The organism is Streptomyces sp. NPDC052079 (genome assembly GCF_040680275.1).
Classification (GTDB): domain Bacteria; phylum Actinomycetota; class Actinomycetes; order Streptomycetales; family Streptomycetaceae; genus Streptomyces.
Genome location: NZ_JBFAWL010000002.1, coordinates 405,033 through 423,183 on the forward strand (window position 1 = coordinate 405,033; position 18,151 = coordinate 423,183).

Sequence of the window (18,151 nt, forward strand, 5' to 3'; positions counted from 1 at the left end):
ACGGGCAGTCCGACGGAAATATGGCCTGCCCTGAGGGCCAGACGTACTCCACACAAGCTGCCAAACCCATGCATACCGGAGTGTCGCGACAGCGCCGCCTCGGCTGCTGTGCATCGTGTTTCACGTGAAACGTCGCTCACTGCTGCACGGCATCATCAGTCGGGGCCGCGCTGCGGCCGAACCCCGTGACCGGAAACCTCTTGGTTCGCTCGGAGAGGACCCCGGTCCCGATGAGACATTGGCCTCCCCAAGGGTCACGGAGTTGTCCACAGAGGTGGATTTCTCCACAGAACGTCAGGCCTCACTGGTTCACCACCCCGAAGGCATGGGAGGCTCTGTTCATCGCGAGCCTGAAGTCGAGGAGAGTGAATCCTTGCGGTCCGACGCCAACATCGCGGGACCGATGACCGACCCGGTCCCCGGTCCCCGTACCGAATCGACGGGGGCGGATGTTTCACGTGAAACACCGCCTCCGATGGACGACACTCCCATCGGTCGTGCTGCCCAGCTGGCGGTGGAGGCTCTGGGCCGTGCCGGTGAGGGCCTGCCGCGGCCCGAGCAGACCCGCGTCATCGTGGTCGCCAACCAGAAGGGCGGGGTCGGCAAGACGACGACGACGGTCAACCTTGCCGCGTCGCTTGCGCTGCACGGTGCCCGTGTCCTGGTTGTCGACCTCGACCCTCAGGGCAATGCGTCCACAGCCCTGGGGATCGACCATCACGCCGAAGTTCCCTCCATCTACGACGTATTGGTGGAGAGTAAGCCTCTGGCAGAGGTCGTCCAGCCGGTCCCCGACGTCGAGGGACTCTTCTGCGCACCCGCCACCATCGATCTCGCCGGTGCGGAGATCGAGCTGGTGTCACTGGTGGCGCGGGAGAGCCGGCTGCAGCGGGCCATCCAGGCCTACGAGCAGCCGCTGGACTACATCCTCATCGACTGCCCGCCCTCACTCGGTCTGCTCACGGTCAATGCCCTGGTGGCCGGCCAGGAGGTCCTGATTCCGATCCAGTGCGAGTACTACGCGCTGGAGGGCCTGGGGCAGCTGCTGCGCAATGTCGATCTGGTACGGGGGCACCTCAACCCCGCCCTGCATGTATCGACGATCCTGCTCACCATGTACGACGGCCGGACGCGGCTCGCGTCCCAGGTCGCCGACGAGGTGCGCACCCACTTCGGTGATGAGGTCCTGAGAACGAGCATCCCTCGATCCGTCCGTATCTCGGAGGCGCCTAGCTATGGGCAGACGGTGTTGACCTACGATCCTGGATCGAGCGGTGCCCTCTCCTACTTCGAGGCGGCACGAGAGATCGCGCTGCGAGGTGTCGGCGTCAGGTATGACGCATCGCAGGCGCACATCGGCGCACAGCAAAATGATCCGAACATGGTGGAGGGCGTCCAGTGAGTGATCGACGGAGGGGGCTGGGCCGTGGTCTCGGTGCCCTGATCCCTGTTGCCCCGACAGAGAAGACGGTGCCCCCGGCCACGCTGGGAGGTACGGCCTCGACGTCTCCTGCGGCGGTCCCGGTGATGCCGAACGACCGTGGGGTGGCCGCCGCGAAGGTGGCGACGCTGCCCACTGTTTCACGTGAAACGGAGGAGTCCTCGGCGATGGCCGCTGCGGCTGTGCCCGCGCCTCCCATGGGTGCTCACTTCGCCGAGATTCCCCTCGACGCCATCACCCCGAACCCCCGGCAGCCGCGTGAGGTGTTCGACGAGGATGCTCTGTCCGAGCTCATCACCTCCATCAAGGAGGTCGGTCTCCTCCAGCCCGTGGTCGTACGGCAGGTGGGACCTGGGCGCTATGAGCTCATCATGGGTGAACGGCGCTGGCGTGCCTGTCACGAGGCAGGGCTGGAGGCCATCCCGGCCATCGTGCGGGCGACGGACGACGAGAAGCTCCTTCTGGATGCGCTGCTGGAGAACCTGCACCGCGCTCAGCTGAATCCTCTCGAAGAGGCGGCCGCCTATGACCAGTTGCTGAAAGACTTCAACTGCACGCACGATCAGCTGGCTGACCGCATCGGCCGGTCTCGTCCGCAGGTGTCCAACACGCTGCGTCTGCTGAAGCTGTCGCCGACCGTTCAGCGCCGGGTCGCCGCCGGTGTGTTGTCCGCCGGACACGCACGTGCCCTGCTGTCCGTCGAGGACTCCGAGGAGCAGGACCGGCTGGCCCACCGGATTGTGGCTGAGGGCCTGTCGGTGCGGGCAGTCGAGGAGATCGTGACCCTGATGGGCTCACGGCCCCAGAAGGCTCAACGCTCAAAGGGCCCGCGTGCCGGCGCTTTGGTGTCCCCGGCACTGAGTGATCTGGCGACGCGTCTCTCGGATCGCTTCGAGACGCGGGTGAAGGTCGACCTGGGACAGAAGAAGGGCAAGATCACCGTCGAGTTCGCCTCCATGGAAGACCTGGAACGCATCCTCGGCACACTCGCCCCGGGTGAGGGCCCCGTTCTGCAGAAGAGTCTGATGGACGAGGACTCCGCGGAGGACGAATCCTGAGCGCTCGGCGGCCCCCGATCAGCCGAGGAGGGCGGTCCGTGTCCGGTGTGTGCCGGAACACGGTCCGCCCTTTGCTTTTTGGCGGTATCGACGCAATCGCTTCATGGATACGATGCGTTCGGATATGGCGCATCCTCCCGGGCAGTACCTCTGAGACCAAGGCAGGGGCCATGCGAATGACGAGCCGCACCGGACTGCTGTATGCGGGACTGGGGGTGGGCGCCGTCAGCGGCTTCGTCGGCAGCCTGCTCAGAGAACGGAGCGCTCTGACAGCCGCCCGCGAGGCAGCGGGCGAAGGAAGCGAGGAACAGCCTTCATGGGCCGTCGGCTCGTACCGCTCACGCTGGACAACCTTCAGGATCTCCCCCAGCGCTGCCGCTCGTGTGTCTTCTGGGAGCGCGACCCCGTCAGCGGCGAGGCAGCGGTAAAGGCGGGAACCTCCGCGCTCGAGAAGGAGTCCTGGATCTCAGCCGTCCTCCTGGACTGGGGATCCTGCGGAAGGGTCGTCTATGTCGACGACGTCCCCGTGGGCTTCGTCCTCTATGCCCCGCCCGCCTATGTGCCCCGTTCCACGGCGTTCCCCACCAGCCCTGTGTCGCCCGATGCTGTGCAGTTGATGACAGCGTTCATCCTGCCGGCGTACCAGGGTCAGGGACTGGGGAGAGTGATGGTGCAGACGGTGGCGAAGGACCTGCTGCGCCGCAATTTCAAGGCGATCGAAGCCTTCGGCGATGCGCGCTGGAAGGAACCGGCCTGTGTCCTGCCCGCCGACCATCTGCTGGCCGTGGGATTCAAGACGGTGCGCCAGCACCCCGCGTACCCCCGGCTCAGGTTGGAGCTGAGGACGACACTCTCCTGGAAGGAAGACGTGGAGATGGCGCTGGACCGGCTGCTCGGAGCCGTGCAGAAGGAGCCTGTCCTGCGCCCGCTCTGACACATCCCGCGCACGCTCCGCGCCTCATGCGAATGGGCCGGCCCCTTAGGGGGCCGGCCGATTCGTGTTTCACGTGAAACATGTACCGCCGGAGGGCGGTCAGCCATCAGTCGGCGATGAAGTCCTCAAGGTCGCGAACGATCGCGGCCTTCGGCTTCGCACCGACGATGGTCTTGGCGACCTCGCCACCCTGGTACACGTTCAGGGTCGGGATGGACATGACGCCGTACTTGGCGGCCGTACCCGGGTTCTCGTCGATGTTCAGCTTGACGACCTCGATCTTGTCTCCGTACTCCGAGGCGATGGCCTCGAGGGACGGAGCGATCTGGCGGCACGGGCCGCACCAGGCGGCCCAGAAGTCCACCAGGACGGGCTTGTCGCTCTTGAGGACGTCCTGCTCGAAGGAATCGTCGGTCACATTCTTCAGGGTGCCGGCCACGGCGGGCTCCTTAACTGGTTGGTGCGTGGGGCGGGTGGGGGTCAGGCAGGGGTCTTCTCGGGCTCGGGCTTGCCCTCGTCCGCGAGAGCGGCGAGGAAGCGCTCGGCGTCGAGGGCGGCGGCACAGCCTGTGCCGGCCGCAGTGATCGCCTGCCGGTAGGTGTGGTCGACCACGTCGCCGGCACCGAAGACACCCGGGAGATTCGTGCGGGTCGAGGGCGCTTCGACCTTGAGGTAGCCCTCTTCGTCCAGGTCCAGCTGGCCCTTGAAGAGCTCGGTGCGCGGGTCGTGGCCGATCGCGATGAACAGGCCCGTCACCGCCAGATCGGAGAGCTCGGCGGTCTTCACGTTGCGCAGCTTCAGACCCGAAAGCTTCTGGTCGCCCTGGACCTCGGCGACCTCGCTGTGCCAGACGAACGAGATCTTCGGGTCGGCGAAGGCGCGCTCCTGCATCGCCTTTGAGGCGCGCAGGGTGTCACGGCGGTGGACGATGGTCACGGACCTGGCGAAGCGGGAGAGGAAGGTGGCCTCCTCCATCGCGGTGTCGCCACCGCCGATCACGGCGATGTCCTGGTCCTTGAAGAAGAAGCCGTCACACGTTGCGCACCAGGAGACACCGCGTCCGGAGAGGGCGTCTTCGTTCGGCAGGCCGAGCTTGCGGTGCTGCGAGCCGGTGGCGACGATGACGGCCTTGGCCTTGTGCACCGTGCCGGCGGTGTCGGTCACGGTCTTGATCTCGCCGGTCAGATCGACGGAGACCACGTCGTCCGGTACGAGCTCGGCACCGAAGCGCTCCGACTGGGCGCGCATGTTGTCCATGAGCTCGGGGCCCATGATGCCGTCCTGGAAGCCGGGGAAGTTCTCGACCTCGGTGGTGTTCATCAGCGCACCGCCGGCGGTGACAGCGCCCTCAAACACCAGGGGCTTCAGCGACGCACGGGCGGTATAGAGCGCCGCCGTGTAGCCGGCGGGCCCCGAGCCGATGATGATCACGTTACGGACGTCGCTCACGGCTTGATTCCTCGTCTCTGGTCTGCGTCGTTCGACCGGGGGAGCATCATTGTCGGACCTCTCACCCCACCCAACGGATCCTAAGGGGCAGGCATTCCCGCCGTGACGGGGCACACGGAGCAACCCCTAGTCCCCAGGGATGGGCCACACCGTACGGGCTACCACGCAGGGTCCAAGCGTCGATCGTCAGCGCGTGTAGGAGTGCTTCAGCAGAACCTTCGCCGTAGCGGACGAGGACGGATTGCTGACGCACGTCGCCTCGACGATGTACGCGGTCACGCGGGTGTCGTCCGACGTATGGGGAAGCACCACGAGAAGTGCTTGCTCTCCCTTGAAGGTGCCCTGTTCGGTGGCGAGGGCGGCATCATTGCGGCCGATGCCCTCGCGGACGCACTCCGGCACCGGGGGCGCCTTGAGAACCCTGGGGTTTGCCGCGCCGGACTCCGATTCCAGTCCGAAGGTGTGCGGGGAGCTGGAACCGTTGCCCTTCTCCTGGCTCCGCGCCAGAAGGTCGGTGACCTGCCTCTCCAGTGTCTCTTCGGAGAAGGTGTCCGAGGCAGTGGTCCGATGCCCGTCGCCGGGACCCGTGTCGTCGTTCATGGACAGCACCACCGATCCGAGCCCCAGCGCCGCGACGGTGAACACGGTGCCCAGGACCGCGATCCGTCGGCGTCCGCTGCGGAGGCGGTTCTTGCGGCCCGGGCCTGTCGTGGAGGGGCGAGGACGTCCGGTCGGCCCGTTCGAAGGCGTCGATGTTTCACGTGAAACATGCGCCTGATCGGTGTCGGGCGATGCGGGAGACGTAGCCGGGAGCTCCCCGGCCGTCTCGGGTTGAGGAGCGGTGGAGTGCAGCAATGCCTCCGCGGCCAGAGCCGCGTCGATACGGCCCGCTACGTCGGCGGGCATGCGGGGCGGCCCCGGCACCGCACCGAGCAGGTCCCGAATCTCCTCGAGTGAGGCATGGACATCCGCGCAGAGCTCGCACGCGTCCAGATGCCGGAGTACGTCCGCGCTCCGGGCCGACGGGAGCAGCCCCTCGGTGAGGTCGGAGATCTCCGCGACATCCGGGTGCTCCGCCATGTCTTTCGTCGACGTCACGCTCGCCCACCTCCGCCCTTCGCTCCAGCCGGGTCATTCGATCCTGCGTCCTGCGGGTCCGGTCGCCGGGGACCCGCTGCGGGTGGGACGGAGGAACCCGGGGTCCGGTTCCGCGACTCCCCCCGCTTGCCCTCACCGGTGCCGTCCGGCCGTAGATGAGTGAGCAGGGGCAGGAGTCTGGCTCTGCCGCGAGCGCAGCGGCTCTTCACCGTGCCGGTGGGCACATCGAGGATGCGGGCGGCTTCCGCCACCGGGTAGCCCTGCATGTCCACGAGAACGAGCGCGGCCCGCTGATCGGGCGGGAGGGTGCCCATCGCTTCGATGAGCTGGCGGTGCAGATCGTTGCGTTCCGCGGGCGCCGAGGCGGACTCGTGGGGCTCGAGCAGCTGCTCCAGGCGCTCCGGGTCGTCGACCGGCGCGGTCTTCCGGGATGCAGCCTTCCGGGCACGGTCCAGACAGGCGTTCACGGTGATCCGGTGCAGCCACGTCGTGACGGCCGACTGGCCTCGGAACGTGTGGGCGGCCCGGTAGGCGGAGACGAGGGCGTCCTGCACGGCGTCAGCGGCTTCCTCGCGGTCGCCCAGCGTGCGCAGGGCCACGGCCCAGAGCCGGTCGCGGTGCCGCCGCACAATCTCGCCGAAGGCATCCGGGTCGCCCTCCACATGGCGAGTGAGCAGCTCTTGGTCACTCGCCCCTTCGAATGCGGCGCCGTCCGCCATCGGCCGTCCTCCCCTTGTCGCAGAAGGCCTAGCTGCTCACCTTGACGTCCACGACACGGCCACGGAAGTTGCCGTCACTGGTCTGCGGCAGTTCGGTCAGCCACACCAGAAGGTACCGGGACTCGACCGGTTTTTGGGGCTTGAGGGTCACAGTGGAGCCGGATCCCTCGGCGACCTTGGAGTAACCGTCGAAGGACGTGGGCTGTGTGTCGCCGGAGGCCGCGCGCAGTTCGACCGAGGTGCCCCCCACGAAGGAGACAGTGACCTTCCCGATGTTCTGGCTCTTGCCGAGATCGAGGATCACACCGACACCGGACTTCAGTCGTCCGAAGTCCGTGCTCAGGTAGTAATCCGTCTGCCAGTACGTACCGGATGCGCTGTCGTACACCTTGCCCACGTCGCCCGGCTTCTCGGAGCCGTCGCTGCCGAACGGGTCGAAGTCCTGTGCGCCTTGGATCGCTATCGGCTTGCCGGCGGGCTTCTTGGGACTGTTGTCGTCGCCCTCCGTCGTCTGGGTCTTGTTGGTGTCCTCCGCCTTGCCGCCCTGGTCCATGAGCGCGTCCGCGAGCTGCCAACTGCCGAGACCCAGCGCGGCGATCAGCAGGGCCGAGACGGCCCACTTCAACGCCTTGCCGGTGCGGCTCTGCAGCGGAGGAGGCGGCACCGGCGTGGGCTGGGTGGCGTGGGGAGGAGTGGCGGGGCGCCCGTAGGAGCCCTGCTGGTACGTGGTTCGCTGGTAGTCCGGCGGGGCGGTGAAGGCGGGCTCCGGCGGACGGATGCGGGGCATCTCGCCGATCGCCTTCACCAGCTCCTCGGGAGTGGTGCACGGCGACTCGTGGCGGGAGGCGGTGGCGCCGTCGTTGGCGAGGGCGCGCATGGCCAGTTCGGACAGACCGCGGTGGACGCCGGCCCGGACCTGGTCGGGCGGGATCAGACCGATGTCCTTCGGCAGACCTGACATGCCGTAGGCGTCACTCTCGTACGGCCAGCGCTGGGTGAGCGCCGCATAGAGCAGGGCGCCGATGGACTCGGTGTCGGTGCGCTGCGGGGTGTCCGAGCTGACGCCGCGGAGTGCCGCGTTCACGGCGAGGCCGCGGATGCGCCACTGGCCGGTCGAGGTACGCAGCACCGCGTTGGGGTTGAGACGCAGATGGGCGAGGCCCTCGCGGTGCGCAGCCGCCATGGCGGCGGAGACCTGACTGACCATCTGGTAGGCGTCGTACACCTCCAGCGGTCCGGAGGCGAGGAGGGTGGTCAGCTCGGTGGCGTCGGGCAGCCATTCGTGGACGACGTAGACGAGGTCGTTCTCCTCGACGGCGTCCAGCACCTGGACGAAGCGCGGGTCGCCCAGCAGGGCGGAGGAGCGCGCCGCGGCCAGCACGGAACGGGCACGCGAGTGATCGGCGGGCAGGATGTGCACACCGACGGCGCGGCGAAGCATCTCGTCCACGGCACGCCAACTGCTGAATCCGTCCAGACGGGTGACGCACTCTTCGAGGCGGTAGCGTCTGGCGAGCTTGTGGCCGCTGTGCAGTTCGGGCGGCGAGGTCTTCCCGGAGCCCTCGGCCCCGGTGCTCTCCTGTGCCTCGTCGCTGTCCGTGTCCCGCTCCCGGTTCTTGGCCACCCCGTCGGCCGTGGACTGGTCCGCCTCTGCGGTCAGCGGCTGCTCGCCGCTGTTGTCTGCCACGTCGACGGCAGCTGTGCTCCGTTCCGCCACCGTCGTTCCCTGCCTCCCCATCCATTGCGCGTCGGCCCGGCGTCCATCGCGCGCAGTCCGACGCCGAACCCAATTGTGCCCACAGTCCGCCGCTATGCACGACACGCGGGGGCCGATGATGGTTGTGCGCCTACCCCCTGCCTCAGCGTCCCAGGCGTCCCCGGACCATACCGACCAGCGAGTTGACCTCCTCGATCCGCATCCGGCGTGCGGCGACGTAGAAGATGCCCAGCAGGACGGCCCCGCCGCCGAGCAGCGCGGCGAACGAGCCGAGGACCGCCTGGCCCAGCGCGTTGCTGATGCCGTAGCAGGCCGCGCCGCTGAGCAGGGCGGCCGGGACGGAGGCGATGCACAGGCGGGCGTAGGTCCGCAGCACCCGGGCGCCGTCCAGGTCGCCGCCCAGCCGCTTGCGCAGCCGGCGCCAGGCGACGCCGACCCCGAGGGCGTAGGCGACGCCGTACGAGGCGGCCATGCCGACGACGGCCCAGCGGGCCGGCAGCACCAGGAAGCAGAGGCCGGAGGCGATCGCGTTCGCGGCGGCCACGATGACCGTGTTGTAGAAGGGGGTCCGGGTGTCCTCGTAGGCGTAGAAGGCGCGCAGGACGACGTACTGCACGGAGTAGGGGATCAGGCCGAGGCCGAACGCCATCAGCATGTAGCCCATGTTGGTGGCCGCGCTGGTGCCCGAGGACCCGAAGATCAGGGTGCACATCGGGATGCCGAGCGCGAGGAAGCCGAAGGCGATGGGCACGATCGCGACGGCCGTGGTGCGAAGGCCCTGGGAGATGTCGTCGCGGACGGCGCCCCCGTCGTCCTCCGCCGCCGAGCGGGAGATGCGCGGCAGCAGGGCGGCCATCAGGGACACCGTGATGATGGCCTGCGGCAGACCCCAGATCAGCTGGGCGTTGGCGTAGGCGGCGAAACCGGTGCCTTCGACGTCCGAGTCCAGGCCCGCGGCGGTGGACAACTGGGTGACGACCAGCGCGCCCGCCTGGTTGGCGAGGACGAACAGGATGGTCCACTTGGCGAGCATCGCCGCCTTGCCGAGGCCGTGGCCCTTCCAGTCGAAGCGCAGCCGCATGCGGAAGCCGGTCTCCCGCAGGTACGGGATCATCGCGAGGGCCTGCACGACCAGACCCAGCAGTACGCCGATGCCGAGGAGCCGCAGGCCCTCCGGCGGGATGTTCGAGACCTGCATCTTCGAGTCCGCGGCGGTGCCGTAGACCCAGATGAACGTGCCCAGCGTGACGATGATGACGATGTTGTTCAGGACCGGGGTCCACATCATCGCGCCGAACCGGCCGCGCGCGTTGAGGATCTGACCCATCACCACATGCACGCCCATGAAGAAGATCGAGGGCAGGAAGTACCGGGTGAAGGTGACGGCGACCTCGTTGGCCGCGGCATCCGAGGCGACGGGGTTCGACAGGGCGCGCACCAGCAGTGGGGCGGCCAGCCAGGCGGCCGCGGTGAGCACCGCCAGCGCCACCATCACCAGCGTCAGCAGCCGGTTGGCGTAGGCCTCGCCGCCGTCGTCGTCGTCCTTCATGGCGCGCACGAGTTGCGGCACGAAGACGGAGTTGAGGCCGCCGCCGACGGTGAGGATGTAGATCATCGTCGGCAGCTGGTAGGCGACCTGGAAGGAGTCGCCGAGCAGGCCGAGGCCCAGGGCCGACACGATCAGCGCGGACCGGATGAAGCCCGTGAGGCGGGACACCATCGTGCCCGCCGCCATCACGGCGCTGGACTTCAGCAGACCGCCGGCGCGGCCGCCCTTCTTCGGGGCGGGCGCGGACGCGGGTTCCGGGGCCGCCGGCTCCGCCGCGGGGGGCGGAGTGGCGCCCGCGTAGTGGCCGGGCGTCGGGGCCGCGGGTCCGGGCACCGGGGCGGAGGCGTACTGGGGCGGGCCGCCCTGGGGACGGGCCTGGCCGCCGTGCTGGTCGGGGAAGGCGCCGCTCTGCTGCTGGTCGCGGAAGAGGTGTGCGAACGCGTCCGGCCCGTGGCGCTGCTCCCCCGCCTGGCCGACGAGGTCGTCCACGCCGACGTACTGCGTGGTGCGCGGGTCGTCGCCGTACGGCAGGTGCTGGGTGGGGCCGTCCGGCTCCGGGGCGGGCGTCCGGGCCCACACCCGGGGGTCGGGCGCGTACGGCGACTGCGGCGGCTGCCCGTAGAGGGGCTGCTGCGGCTGCTGCGCGCCGGGCGGGGGCGGCGGGTGCGCCGACCGGTCGTAGAGCGCCTCCGCGACCGGGTCCTGGGTGTCGATGTCCTGCGCCCGGTAGGGGTCCTGGGCGTAGGCGTCCTGGACGTACGGGTCGGCGGGTGGCTGTGACGCCTGGTCGTGCCCGGGCGGCGGACCCCCGGCGGGGTCCGACTCGGGATGGCCCGAGTTGGCCGCGGCGTCGCCGCGGTCACCGTCGTACGGCGCGTTCATGGTTACCCCACCTCATCGTCCCTGGCCCACCGGCCATGACCTTCTCAACGGTCCACTCTCTCACCCGTGCCGGACGGGTCGGCGCTTTCCGGAGCGGTGTCCGGGGCCGGGTCACTCGGCTGCTTCGGGGCGTCCTCCCGGGTGTCCGGAGCGGACTCCTCGGTGGGACGCCTCCCGGAGGCTTCGGGGTTCTTCGCGTCGTCGGCGTCGGTCCCGGAGTCCGCCTCGTCCGCCGCGTCCTCCTGATCCCGCTCCTCGGCCTGGCGGGCCGCGGCGCGCTTGCGCTGCGTGTACATACGGAAGCCGGCCAGGACGAGCAGCAGCACACCACCGCCGATGACCAGCATCACCGTCGCGGTGATCTCGGTGACCTTCACGTCGAACGTGACGGGCTGACCGTAGGGCCGGCCGTCCTGCGTGTACAGCTGGGCGACCACGGTGGCCCGGCCGTTGGCGTTGGCGTTCGTGGTGAACTTCACCGACTGGCTGTGGCCGCCGGAGACGGCGACGGGCTGCTCCTCGTAGGCGTCCCCGTCGATCTCCAGCCGGGTGGGGTTGGTGGAGGTGAGCCGTAGCATCAGGTGGTCGACGCCCTGCACCAGGTTGTTCTGGACCGTCACGGGGATCGTGGCGCTCCGGCCGGAGAGTTTCGTCTCCGACTTGTCGATGAGTCGCACCTGGCTGATGAGCCCGTCCAGATAGGACTCGACACCGCTGCGGTAGATCGCCGCCTCGGACTCCCGGCCCCGCCACGACACGGACATGCCCCGGTTGAGAGCGCGTCCGAACGGGGTCACCACCCGGGAGGGGGCGGAGAGGATCACCTTGAACCTGTCGAGCTTGTCCTGCGTCCTCGCGATCTGTTCGAAGGTCGACTTCGGGAGCTCCTGCTTGCGCAGTGCGGAGGGGTAGGACCAGGCCGGAGGGACCTTGGTGGCGGCTGCCGGGTCCGGTTTGGCCTTGGCGGCCGCCGTGAGGTTCTGGGACTCGGACCAGGTGCCGTCCTGGAGGATCCCGAAGGCCTCGGCCATCGTCTGGGCCTGGCTCGCGGACGGTGTGCGCTGCGGTGCGACGACGACGCTGCGCTGCCGGTCGGTCTGCAGGCCGAGGGTCAGGCTCTGGGCCAGGAACCTCTGCACCGCGAGCGTCGATGTGGAGGCCATGGTCATGTCGCCCTGGAACGCCGTGGACAGTCGTGCGTCCGCGACGACGGCCGTGGTGCCGCCGCCGATGGGGCGGGGCGCGGTGGTCGTGTACGTCAGACCGCTCTCTCTGAAGGTGTCGCTGCGGGCGATCACCTTGTCCGCTCCGGCGGACGTGGCGACCCTGACGACCGAGGGGTCGACGGCTCCGTTGACGGGCCAGGCGAAGTCCGTGGTGGGCGTCACATGGAGGATCGACTCCACGGTACTGGAGGCGACGTCGGTGGCTTCCTTGAGGTGGCTCAGCGACCCGGTCACGGACGTGCCGTTGTGGGCGAGGGAGGCCAGGTCGGGGTCGCCGAACGGCAGCGCGACGACTTCCTTGTCCGCCACCGCCTCCTGTACCTCGGTGAGCCATCGCTTGGCGACTTCCTGATGGCCGCCGACGAGGTTGTCGTCACCCTCACCGGGGATCTCGTACCGGCCGGTCATCGCCTCGACGCTCGCGAGCAGGTCCGGATCGATCACCCAGGTGACGTCCAGGTCCTTGCCCAGCGCCACCATCCGGTCCAGCCGACCGCCCGGCGAGATCTCCTTGGCCAGGTCGTCGTCGTGGAAGACGGGTGTCTGCTGCTCGTCCGATCCCGTCTCCGCCGTCATGTGGACGGTGGAGATCAGCGGCCACATGAACGTCGTCTTCGTCTTTGTGTCGGCGCCCTCGGGCTGCCACGGGAGGAAGGTCCGCTGGACGCCGAGCGTCTGCTCCCACGGCTGGGCCGAGGTCTCCCCGGTGAGTGAGACGGCCAGCTGATAGACGCCGTCCTGCCCCAGATTCAGCTCGTCCACCGGCACCTGGAGGGTGAAGGGCTGCGAGACACCCGGGGTGAGCTTGGAGAACTTCTCGGAGTACTTGTCGTCGATCTCCGGACCGACGGTGGTCTGGATGTCGTCGCTGTTCCTGGCGATGGAGTCGATCCCCGAGCGGGTGTTCAGCAGGGGCCCGGGGCGCAGGCCCACGTGGGCGTCGGTGACGGTCTGCTTGCCCTTGTTGGTCACCGTTCCGGACACGGTGACGGTGTCGCCCTCGGTCGGTGCGCCGGGGCTCAGGGAGTCGACCGACACAGAGACCGAGCCCGCACCGGTGGGTGCCTGCGACGCGTCGGGGGCGGCGGCGTTCGCCGGTGAGGCCGCCGGCAGCTGAAGAAGCCCGGCCAGCAGGGGCACTCCGGTGAGCAGGGCTCCGGTGCGCCGCAGCCAGCGACGGGCAGGTGAGGGACTCGTCCCCTGGAAGTCTGCCGCCTCGGCCACGCGCTCGCCCGTCCCTCGTCATCGTCAGTGGTCGTCGGAATGTGCGTCCAGGCATGGTAACGATGCGCGCTGAGGGGAAGTGCCGCGGACCGGCGCACAAGATCAGGGGACGTGGGCCTTGTCCGTGTATCGCCGGGGGTGTCCTCGCGCACGTAATGGAGGAGCTTCCGGCCGTGCGGGCCACGTACCCTCTTCTGTTGTGCCGAACGCCAAAGAAGAAACCACTGCCCTGAGCCAGGTGCAGGACCGCGCCGTGAACGAACTGCTCCGGGTCGCCCCCGTTGCCGACGACCTCGCCCGCCGTTTCCAGGAGGCCGGGTTCTCCCTCGCCCTGGTCGGCGGCTCGGTGCGGGACGCGCTGCTCGGCCGCCTCGGCAATGACCTGGACTTCACCACGGACGCCCGTCCGCAGGATGTGCTGAACATCATGCGCCCCTGGGCGGATGCCGTGTGGGAGGTCGGGATCGCCTTCGGCACGGTGGGTGCGCAGAAAAACGGGTGTGTGGAAGGCGTTGATCGAAACTTCCAGATCGAGGTGACCACGTACCGGTCGGAGGCGTACGACCGCACCTCACGCAAGCCGGAAGTGTCGTATGGCGACTCGATCGAGCAGGATCTCGTCCGTCGCGACTTCACCGTGAACGCGATGGCCGTCGCCCTGCCGGAGAAGCGGTTCATCGACCCGCACGGCGGTCTCGACGATCTCGCGGCGCAGGTGCTGCGCACTCCGGGTACGCCCGAGGAGTCCTTCTCCGACGACCCGCTGCGGATGATGCGGGCCGCCCGGTTCGCGGCGCAGCTCGACTTCGAGGTGGCACCCGAGGTTGTCGCGGCGATGACGGAGATGGCCGCGCGCATCGAGATCGTGTCCGCCGAGCGGGTACGGGACGAGTTGAACAAGCTGATCCTGTCCCCGCACCCCCGCAAGGGGCTGTCCCTGCTCGTGGACACCGGCATCGCCGAATACGTACTGCCCGAGCTGCCGGCCCTGCGCCTGGAGACGGACGAGCACCACCGCCACAAGGACGTCTACGAGCACACGCTGATCGTTCTGGAGCAGGCGATGGCGCTGGAGGAGGAGGGCCCCGACCTGACCCTTCGGCTGGCTGCCCTGCTGCACGACATCGGCAAGCCCCGCACGCGCCGGTTCGAACAGGACGGCCGTGTCTCCTTCCACCACCATGAAGTGGTGGGGGCCAAGATGGCGAAGAAGCGCCTGACGGCGCTGAAGTACCCCAACGAGCTGGTGAGGGACGTCTCACGTCTCGTCGAGCTTCATCTGCGTTTCCATGGCTACGGCACAGGAGAGTGGACGGACTCCGCCGTCCGTCGCTATGTGCGTGATGCCGGACCGCTGCTCAGCCGATTGCACAAGCTGACCCGCTCGGACTGCACCACGCGCAATCGGCGGAAGGCCGCCGCGCTCTCCCGTGCGTATGACGGCCTGGAGGAGCGGATCGCGCAGCTTCAGGAGCAGGAGGAGCTGGACGCCATGCGTCCGGACCTCGACGGCAACGAGATCATGGAGATTCTCGGCATCAAGCCAGGCCCGGCCGTCGGACAGGCCTACAAGCACATGCTGGAGCTCCGGCTGGAGAACGGTCCGATGGAGCACGATGCGGCGGTGGCGGCGCTCAAGGAATGGTGGGCCATGCAGCAGAGCTGACAGCGCGAACGGGGTCACGTTTCACGTGAAACATGACCCCGCCGACATGACGAGGGCGGTGTTTCACGTGAAACACCGCCCTACACCGCCCTTCGATGGCGTGTCCTACTTGTCCTTCAGGCAGAGCAGGAAGCTCTTGCTGCCGTTGGTCTCCGTGTACACGTACTGGAAGCCCTTGGCTTCCGCGTCGCACTTGCTCTGAGCGGTGAGGCCGGAGAAGTTGCCCTCTATCTTGGCCATCACCTTGTACTCCGCCTTGGTGTCACCGCAGTCGACGACCTCAAGGTCCGGGTCGCTGTCGTTGGTGCTGCCACGGTGCATGCAGTCACCGACGGCGGCGGTGTTGGCGTCGTCCCGGCTGGTGATGTAACCGCCGATCGCCACACCCGCGACGATCAGAACGATGACGATGTTCTTGATCGTCTTGAAGCTCAGCTTGCGACCCTGCTGCGGCGGAACGGGAGCACCCGGCGGCGGGAAGCCCGGCTGGCCGGCCTGCTGCGGGAAGCCGCCCTGGGGCGGGTAGGGGGCCTGGCCCTGGGGCTGGCCGTAGGGCTGCTGCTGGCCCTGTGCGAACGGGTTGCCCTGGGGCGGCGGAGTGGTCACTTGGGAGTCCCCCTGAACATAGGTGTGTGGCGCGAAAGCTGCGCTGTTAAGACGCCCGTAAGCTACCGGCCCGCGCTGACAACTTCGTAGCCCTCCAAGGCTCTGTGGCGCTGATGTGACACTTACTGATGTGCAAAACGGGCCAAAGACATAGCTACTGCGCCGTAGATAACGGCGATCGTTACGACCAGCGGAACCGACCGGCCGTCCGGCGGCAGCATCAGGGCGGCCACCGCGGCGGCGCCGACGAAGGCCACGTTGAACAGGACGTCGTACACAGAGAAGACCCGGCCGCGGAAGCCGTCCTCGACGGCGGCCTGGAGAATGGTGTCCGCGGCGATCTTGGCGCCCTGTGTGGTCAGCCCCAGGACGAATGCCCCGGCCAGGAGCGGGCCGGTGGCGAACGACAGCCCGAACGCGGGCACCAGTACCGCGGCTGACGCCGCGCACACCACCATCCAGCGTCCGGGACCGAGCCGTCCCGCGGCCCAGGGAGTCATGACGGCCGCAACGAAGAATCCGGCGCCCGAAGCCCCCAACGCCAGCCCCAGCAGGGCAAGTCCCTCGTCGGTGGTCGAGGTCAACGCGTACCGGCACAGCATCAGCAGCAGGACGAGCATGGCGCCGTAGCAGAACCGCATCAGTGACATCGCCGTCAGCGCCCAGGCAGCCTCCCGGCGCGGAGGTGCGGCGAGATGGCGTACTCCGTCTTTCAGATCGCGGGCGGTTCCGGTGAGCGCCTCGGTGAGGCGAGGGCGCAGCAACGCCCGGTCGGGTCCGAGCAGATCCTTCGCCATGCGCAGGGAGGCCATGGCCGCGCTCAGATACAGCACGGCGCCCACGAGTACCACCGCCGCGTCGGAGTCGGCGACGACCAGACGGACGAGGAAGGCGAGGCCGCCCCCCGCGGTCGCGGCGAGCGTGCCAGCGGTCGGGGACAGGGAGTTGGCGATGATCAGCCGCTCTCCGTCCACCACGCGCGGCAGCGCGGCGGACAGTCCCGCGAGGACGAAGCGGTTGACGCCGGTGACGCAAAGGGCGGAGACGAAGAGAAGCCAGTCGGGCACCCGGCCGAGGATGAGGAGGGCGGTCACGGCCGCCATCAGGGCGCGCAGCAGGTTGCCGTACAGAAAGACCTGACGGCGGCGCCAGCGGTCCAGCAGGACCCCGGCGAAGGGCCCGACCACGGAGTACGGGAGAAGCAGAACCGCCATTGCGGAGGCGATCGCCGCGGCCGATGTCTGTCTCTCCGGTGAGAAGACCACGTACGAGGCGAGCGCGACCTGGAAGACACCGTCGGCGCCCTGGGAGAGCAGCCGGACGGCGAGCAGGCGCCGGAAGCCCTGGAAGCGCAGCAGAACGCGCAGGTCACGAACGACGGCCATGGGGCACAGCCTCACATACGTAGAGGGTCTCCGGGACATACGACCCGGAGACCCTCAACTGCCCGCAATGGGGAGGTCTCAGCGCTCGACCTCGCCCTTGATGAACTTCTCGACGTTCTCGCGGGCCTCGTCGTCGAAGTACTGCACCGGCGGGGACTTCATGAAGTACGAGGATGCCGAGAGGATCGGGCCGCCAATGCCCCGGTCCTTGGCGATCTTCGCGGCGCGCAGGGCGTCGATGATGACACCGGCCGAGTTCGGGGAGTCCCAGACCTCCAGCTTGTACTCCAGGTTCAGCGGAACGTCACCGAAGGCGCGGCCCTCGAGCCGGACGTAGGCCCACTTGCGGTCGTCCAGCCAGGCGACGTAGTCGGACGGGCCGATGTGGACGTTCTTCTCGCCGAGCTCCCGGTCGGGGATCTGCGACGTGACGGCCTGCGTCTTGGAGATCTTCTTGGACTCGAGGCGGTCGCGCTCGAGCATGTTCTTGAAGTCCATGTTGCCGCCGACGTTCAGCTGCATCGTGCGGTCCAGGATGACGCCCCGGTCCTCGAACAGCTTCGCCATGACACGGTGCGTGATGGTGGCGCCGACCTGGGACTTGATGTCGTCGCCGACGATCGCGACGCCCGCCTCGGTGAACTTGTCCGCCCACTCCTTGGTGCCGGCGATGAAGACCGGGAGGGCGTTGACGAAGGCGACCTTGGCGTCGATGGCGCACTGGGCGTAGAACTTCGCCGCGTCCTCGGAGCCGACGGGCAGGTAGCAGACGAGGACGTCGACCTGCTTGTCCTTGAGGACCTGGACGACGTCGACCGGCTCCTCGGCGGACTCCTCGATGGTCTCGCGGTAGTACTTGCCGAGACCGTCGAGGGTGTGGCCGCGCTGGACCGTCACACCGGTGCTGGGGACGTCGCAGATCTTGATGGTGTTGTTCTCGGAGGCGCCGATGGCGTCCGCGAGGTCGAGGCCGACCTTCTTGGCGTCCACGTCGAAGGCGGCGACGAACTCGACGTCACCGACGTGGTAGTCACCGAACTGGACGTGCATCAGGCCCGGCACCTTGGCCGCCGCGTCGGCGTCCTTGTAGTACTCGACTCCCTGCACCAGCGATGCGGCGCAGTTGCCCACGCCGACGATGGCTACGCGAACCGAACCCATTCCGGTTGCTCCCTGTGTGTACGAGTGAGGCCCTGA

14 protein-coding genes are annotated in these 18,151 nt (G+C 68.4%); 4 read left to right on the top strand and 10 right to left on the bottom strand.

Features of this window, described 5'->3' with window-relative positions:
- The first annotated feature begins 325 nt into the window (after window positions 1–325).
- The 3 genes from AB0L56_RS06325 (at window position 326) to AB0L56_RS06335 (ending at window position 3,433) form a co-directional block, all read left to right on the top strand.
- Entirely contained in the window at window positions 326–1,402 is a 1,077-nt protein-coding gene (locus tag AB0L56_RS06325) for a ParA family protein (RefSeq protein WP_361027151.1), read from the top strand.
- Window positions 1,399–2,499, top strand: a complete 1,101-nt coding sequence (locus tag AB0L56_RS06330) for a ParB/RepB/Spo0J family partition protein (RefSeq protein ID WP_365419600.1) — start codon at window positions 1,399–1,401, stop codon at window positions 2,497–2,499. Before AB0L56_RS06325 ends, AB0L56_RS06330 begins: the two co-directional genes overlap by 4 nt.
- 316 nt (window positions 2,500–2,815) lie before the next feature.
- Window positions 2,816–3,433 (top strand): GNAT family N-acetyltransferase, encoded by a 618-nt coding sequence (locus AB0L56_RS06335; protein ID WP_361026744.1) that lies wholly within the window; start codon window positions 2,816–2,818, stop codon window positions 3,431–3,433.
- 106 nt (window positions 3,434–3,539) lie between these two features.
- Here the strand turns inward: AB0L56_RS06335 and trxA are convergent, their stop codons facing one another.
- From trxA to AB0L56_RS06370, 7 genes are all read right to left on the bottom strand, one after another.
- Window positions 3,540–3,872, bottom strand: coding sequence for a thioredoxin (gene trxA / locus AB0L56_RS06340; RefSeq protein ID WP_037936319.1), 333 nt, complete (start codon window positions 3,870–3,872; stop codon window positions 3,540–3,542).
- 41 nt (window positions 3,873–3,913) lie between these two features.
- On the bottom strand, window positions 3,914–4,882 hold the full coding sequence (trxB, locus tag AB0L56_RS06345; protein ID WP_365419605.1) for a thioredoxin-disulfide reductase: 969 nt from the start codon (window positions 4,880–4,882) through the stop codon (window positions 3,914–3,916).
- A 186-nt stretch (window positions 4,883–5,068) separates the two neighbouring features.
- Window positions 5,069–5,980, bottom strand: a complete 912-nt coding sequence (locus AB0L56_RS06350) for a hypothetical protein (RefSeq protein ID WP_365419608.1) — start codon at window positions 5,978–5,980, stop codon at window positions 5,069–5,071.
- Window positions 5,977–6,699: an RNA polymerase sigma factor SigM gene (gene sigM, locus AB0L56_RS06355; protein ID WP_365419612.1), complete on the bottom strand. Its 723-nt coding sequence runs from the start codon at window positions 6,697–6,699 to the stop codon at window positions 5,977–5,979. The genes AB0L56_RS06350 and sigM overlap by 4 nt, the downstream gene beginning before the upstream one ends.
- 28 nt (window positions 6,700–6,727) lie before the next feature.
- Window positions 6,728–8,416 (bottom strand): protein kinase family protein, encoded by a 1,689-nt coding sequence (locus tag AB0L56_RS06360; protein WP_365419614.1) that lies wholly within the window; start codon window positions 8,414–8,416, stop codon window positions 6,728–6,730.
- 142 nt (window positions 8,417–8,558) lie between these two features.
- Window positions 8,559–10,847 (bottom strand): murein biosynthesis integral membrane protein MurJ, encoded by a 2,289-nt coding sequence (gene murJ, locus AB0L56_RS06365; RefSeq protein WP_361026761.1) that lies wholly within the window; start codon window positions 10,845–10,847, stop codon window positions 8,559–8,561.
- A 44-nt stretch (window positions 10,848–10,891) separates the two neighbouring features.
- Window positions 10,892–13,297 (bottom strand): DUF6049 family protein, encoded by a 2,406-nt coding sequence (locus AB0L56_RS06370; RefSeq protein WP_365419617.1) that lies wholly within the window; start codon window positions 13,295–13,297, stop codon window positions 10,892–10,894.
- A gap of 199 nt (window positions 13,298–13,496) precedes the next feature.
- On the opposite strand from AB0L56_RS06370, the gene AB0L56_RS06375 reads away from it, so the two are divergent.
- Entirely contained in the window at window positions 13,497–14,963 is a 1,467-nt protein-coding gene (locus AB0L56_RS06375) for a CCA tRNA nucleotidyltransferase (protein WP_365419620.1), read from the top strand.
- A gap of 105 nt (window positions 14,964–15,068) precedes the next feature.
- Here the strand turns inward: AB0L56_RS06375 and AB0L56_RS06380 are convergent, their stop codons facing one another.
- From AB0L56_RS06380 to AB0L56_RS06390, 3 genes are all read right to left on the bottom strand, one after another.
- On the bottom strand, window positions 15,069–15,569 hold the full coding sequence (locus AB0L56_RS06380; protein ID WP_365419623.1) for a hypothetical protein: 501 nt from the start codon (window positions 15,567–15,569) through the stop codon (window positions 15,069–15,071).
- A 122-nt stretch (window positions 15,570–15,691) separates the two neighbouring features.
- Complete coding sequence (locus tag AB0L56_RS06385) at window positions 15,692–16,954, bottom strand: MFS transporter (RefSeq protein WP_365419626.1); 1,263 nt, start codon at window positions 16,952–16,954, stop codon at window positions 15,692–15,694.
- Window positions 16,955–17,032: 78 nt separating this feature from the next.
- Window positions 17,033–18,115 (bottom strand): inositol-3-phosphate synthase, encoded by a 1,083-nt coding sequence (locus tag AB0L56_RS06390; protein ID WP_365419629.1) that lies wholly within the window; start codon window positions 18,113–18,115, stop codon window positions 17,033–17,035.
- Window positions 18,116–18,151 lie beyond the last annotated feature (36 nt).

Coding starts and splice junctions, on each gene's coding strand:
- AB0L56_RS06385 (WP_365419626.1), bottom strand. CDS start 16,954: ATGGCCGTCGTTCGTGACCTGCGCGTTCTGCTGCGCTTCCAGGGCTTC.
- AB0L56_RS06390 (WP_365419629.1), bottom strand. CDS start 18,115: ATGGGTTCGGTTCGCGTAGCCATCGTCGGCGTGGGCAACTGCGCCGCA.
- AB0L56_RS06335 (WP_361026744.1), top strand. CDS start 2,816: ATGGGCCGTCGGCTCGTACCGCTCACGCTGGACAACCTTCAGGATCTC.
- sigM (WP_365419612.1), bottom strand. CDS start 6,699: ATGGCGGACGGCGCCGCATTCGAAGGGGCGAGTGACCAAGAGCTGCTC.
- murJ (WP_361026761.1), bottom strand. CDS start 10,847: ATGAACGCGCCGTACGACGGTGACCGCGGCGACGCCGCGGCCAACTCG.
- AB0L56_RS06325 (WP_361027151.1), top strand. CDS start 326: ATGGGAGGCTCTGTTCATCGCGAGCCTGAAGTCGAGGAGAGTGAATCC.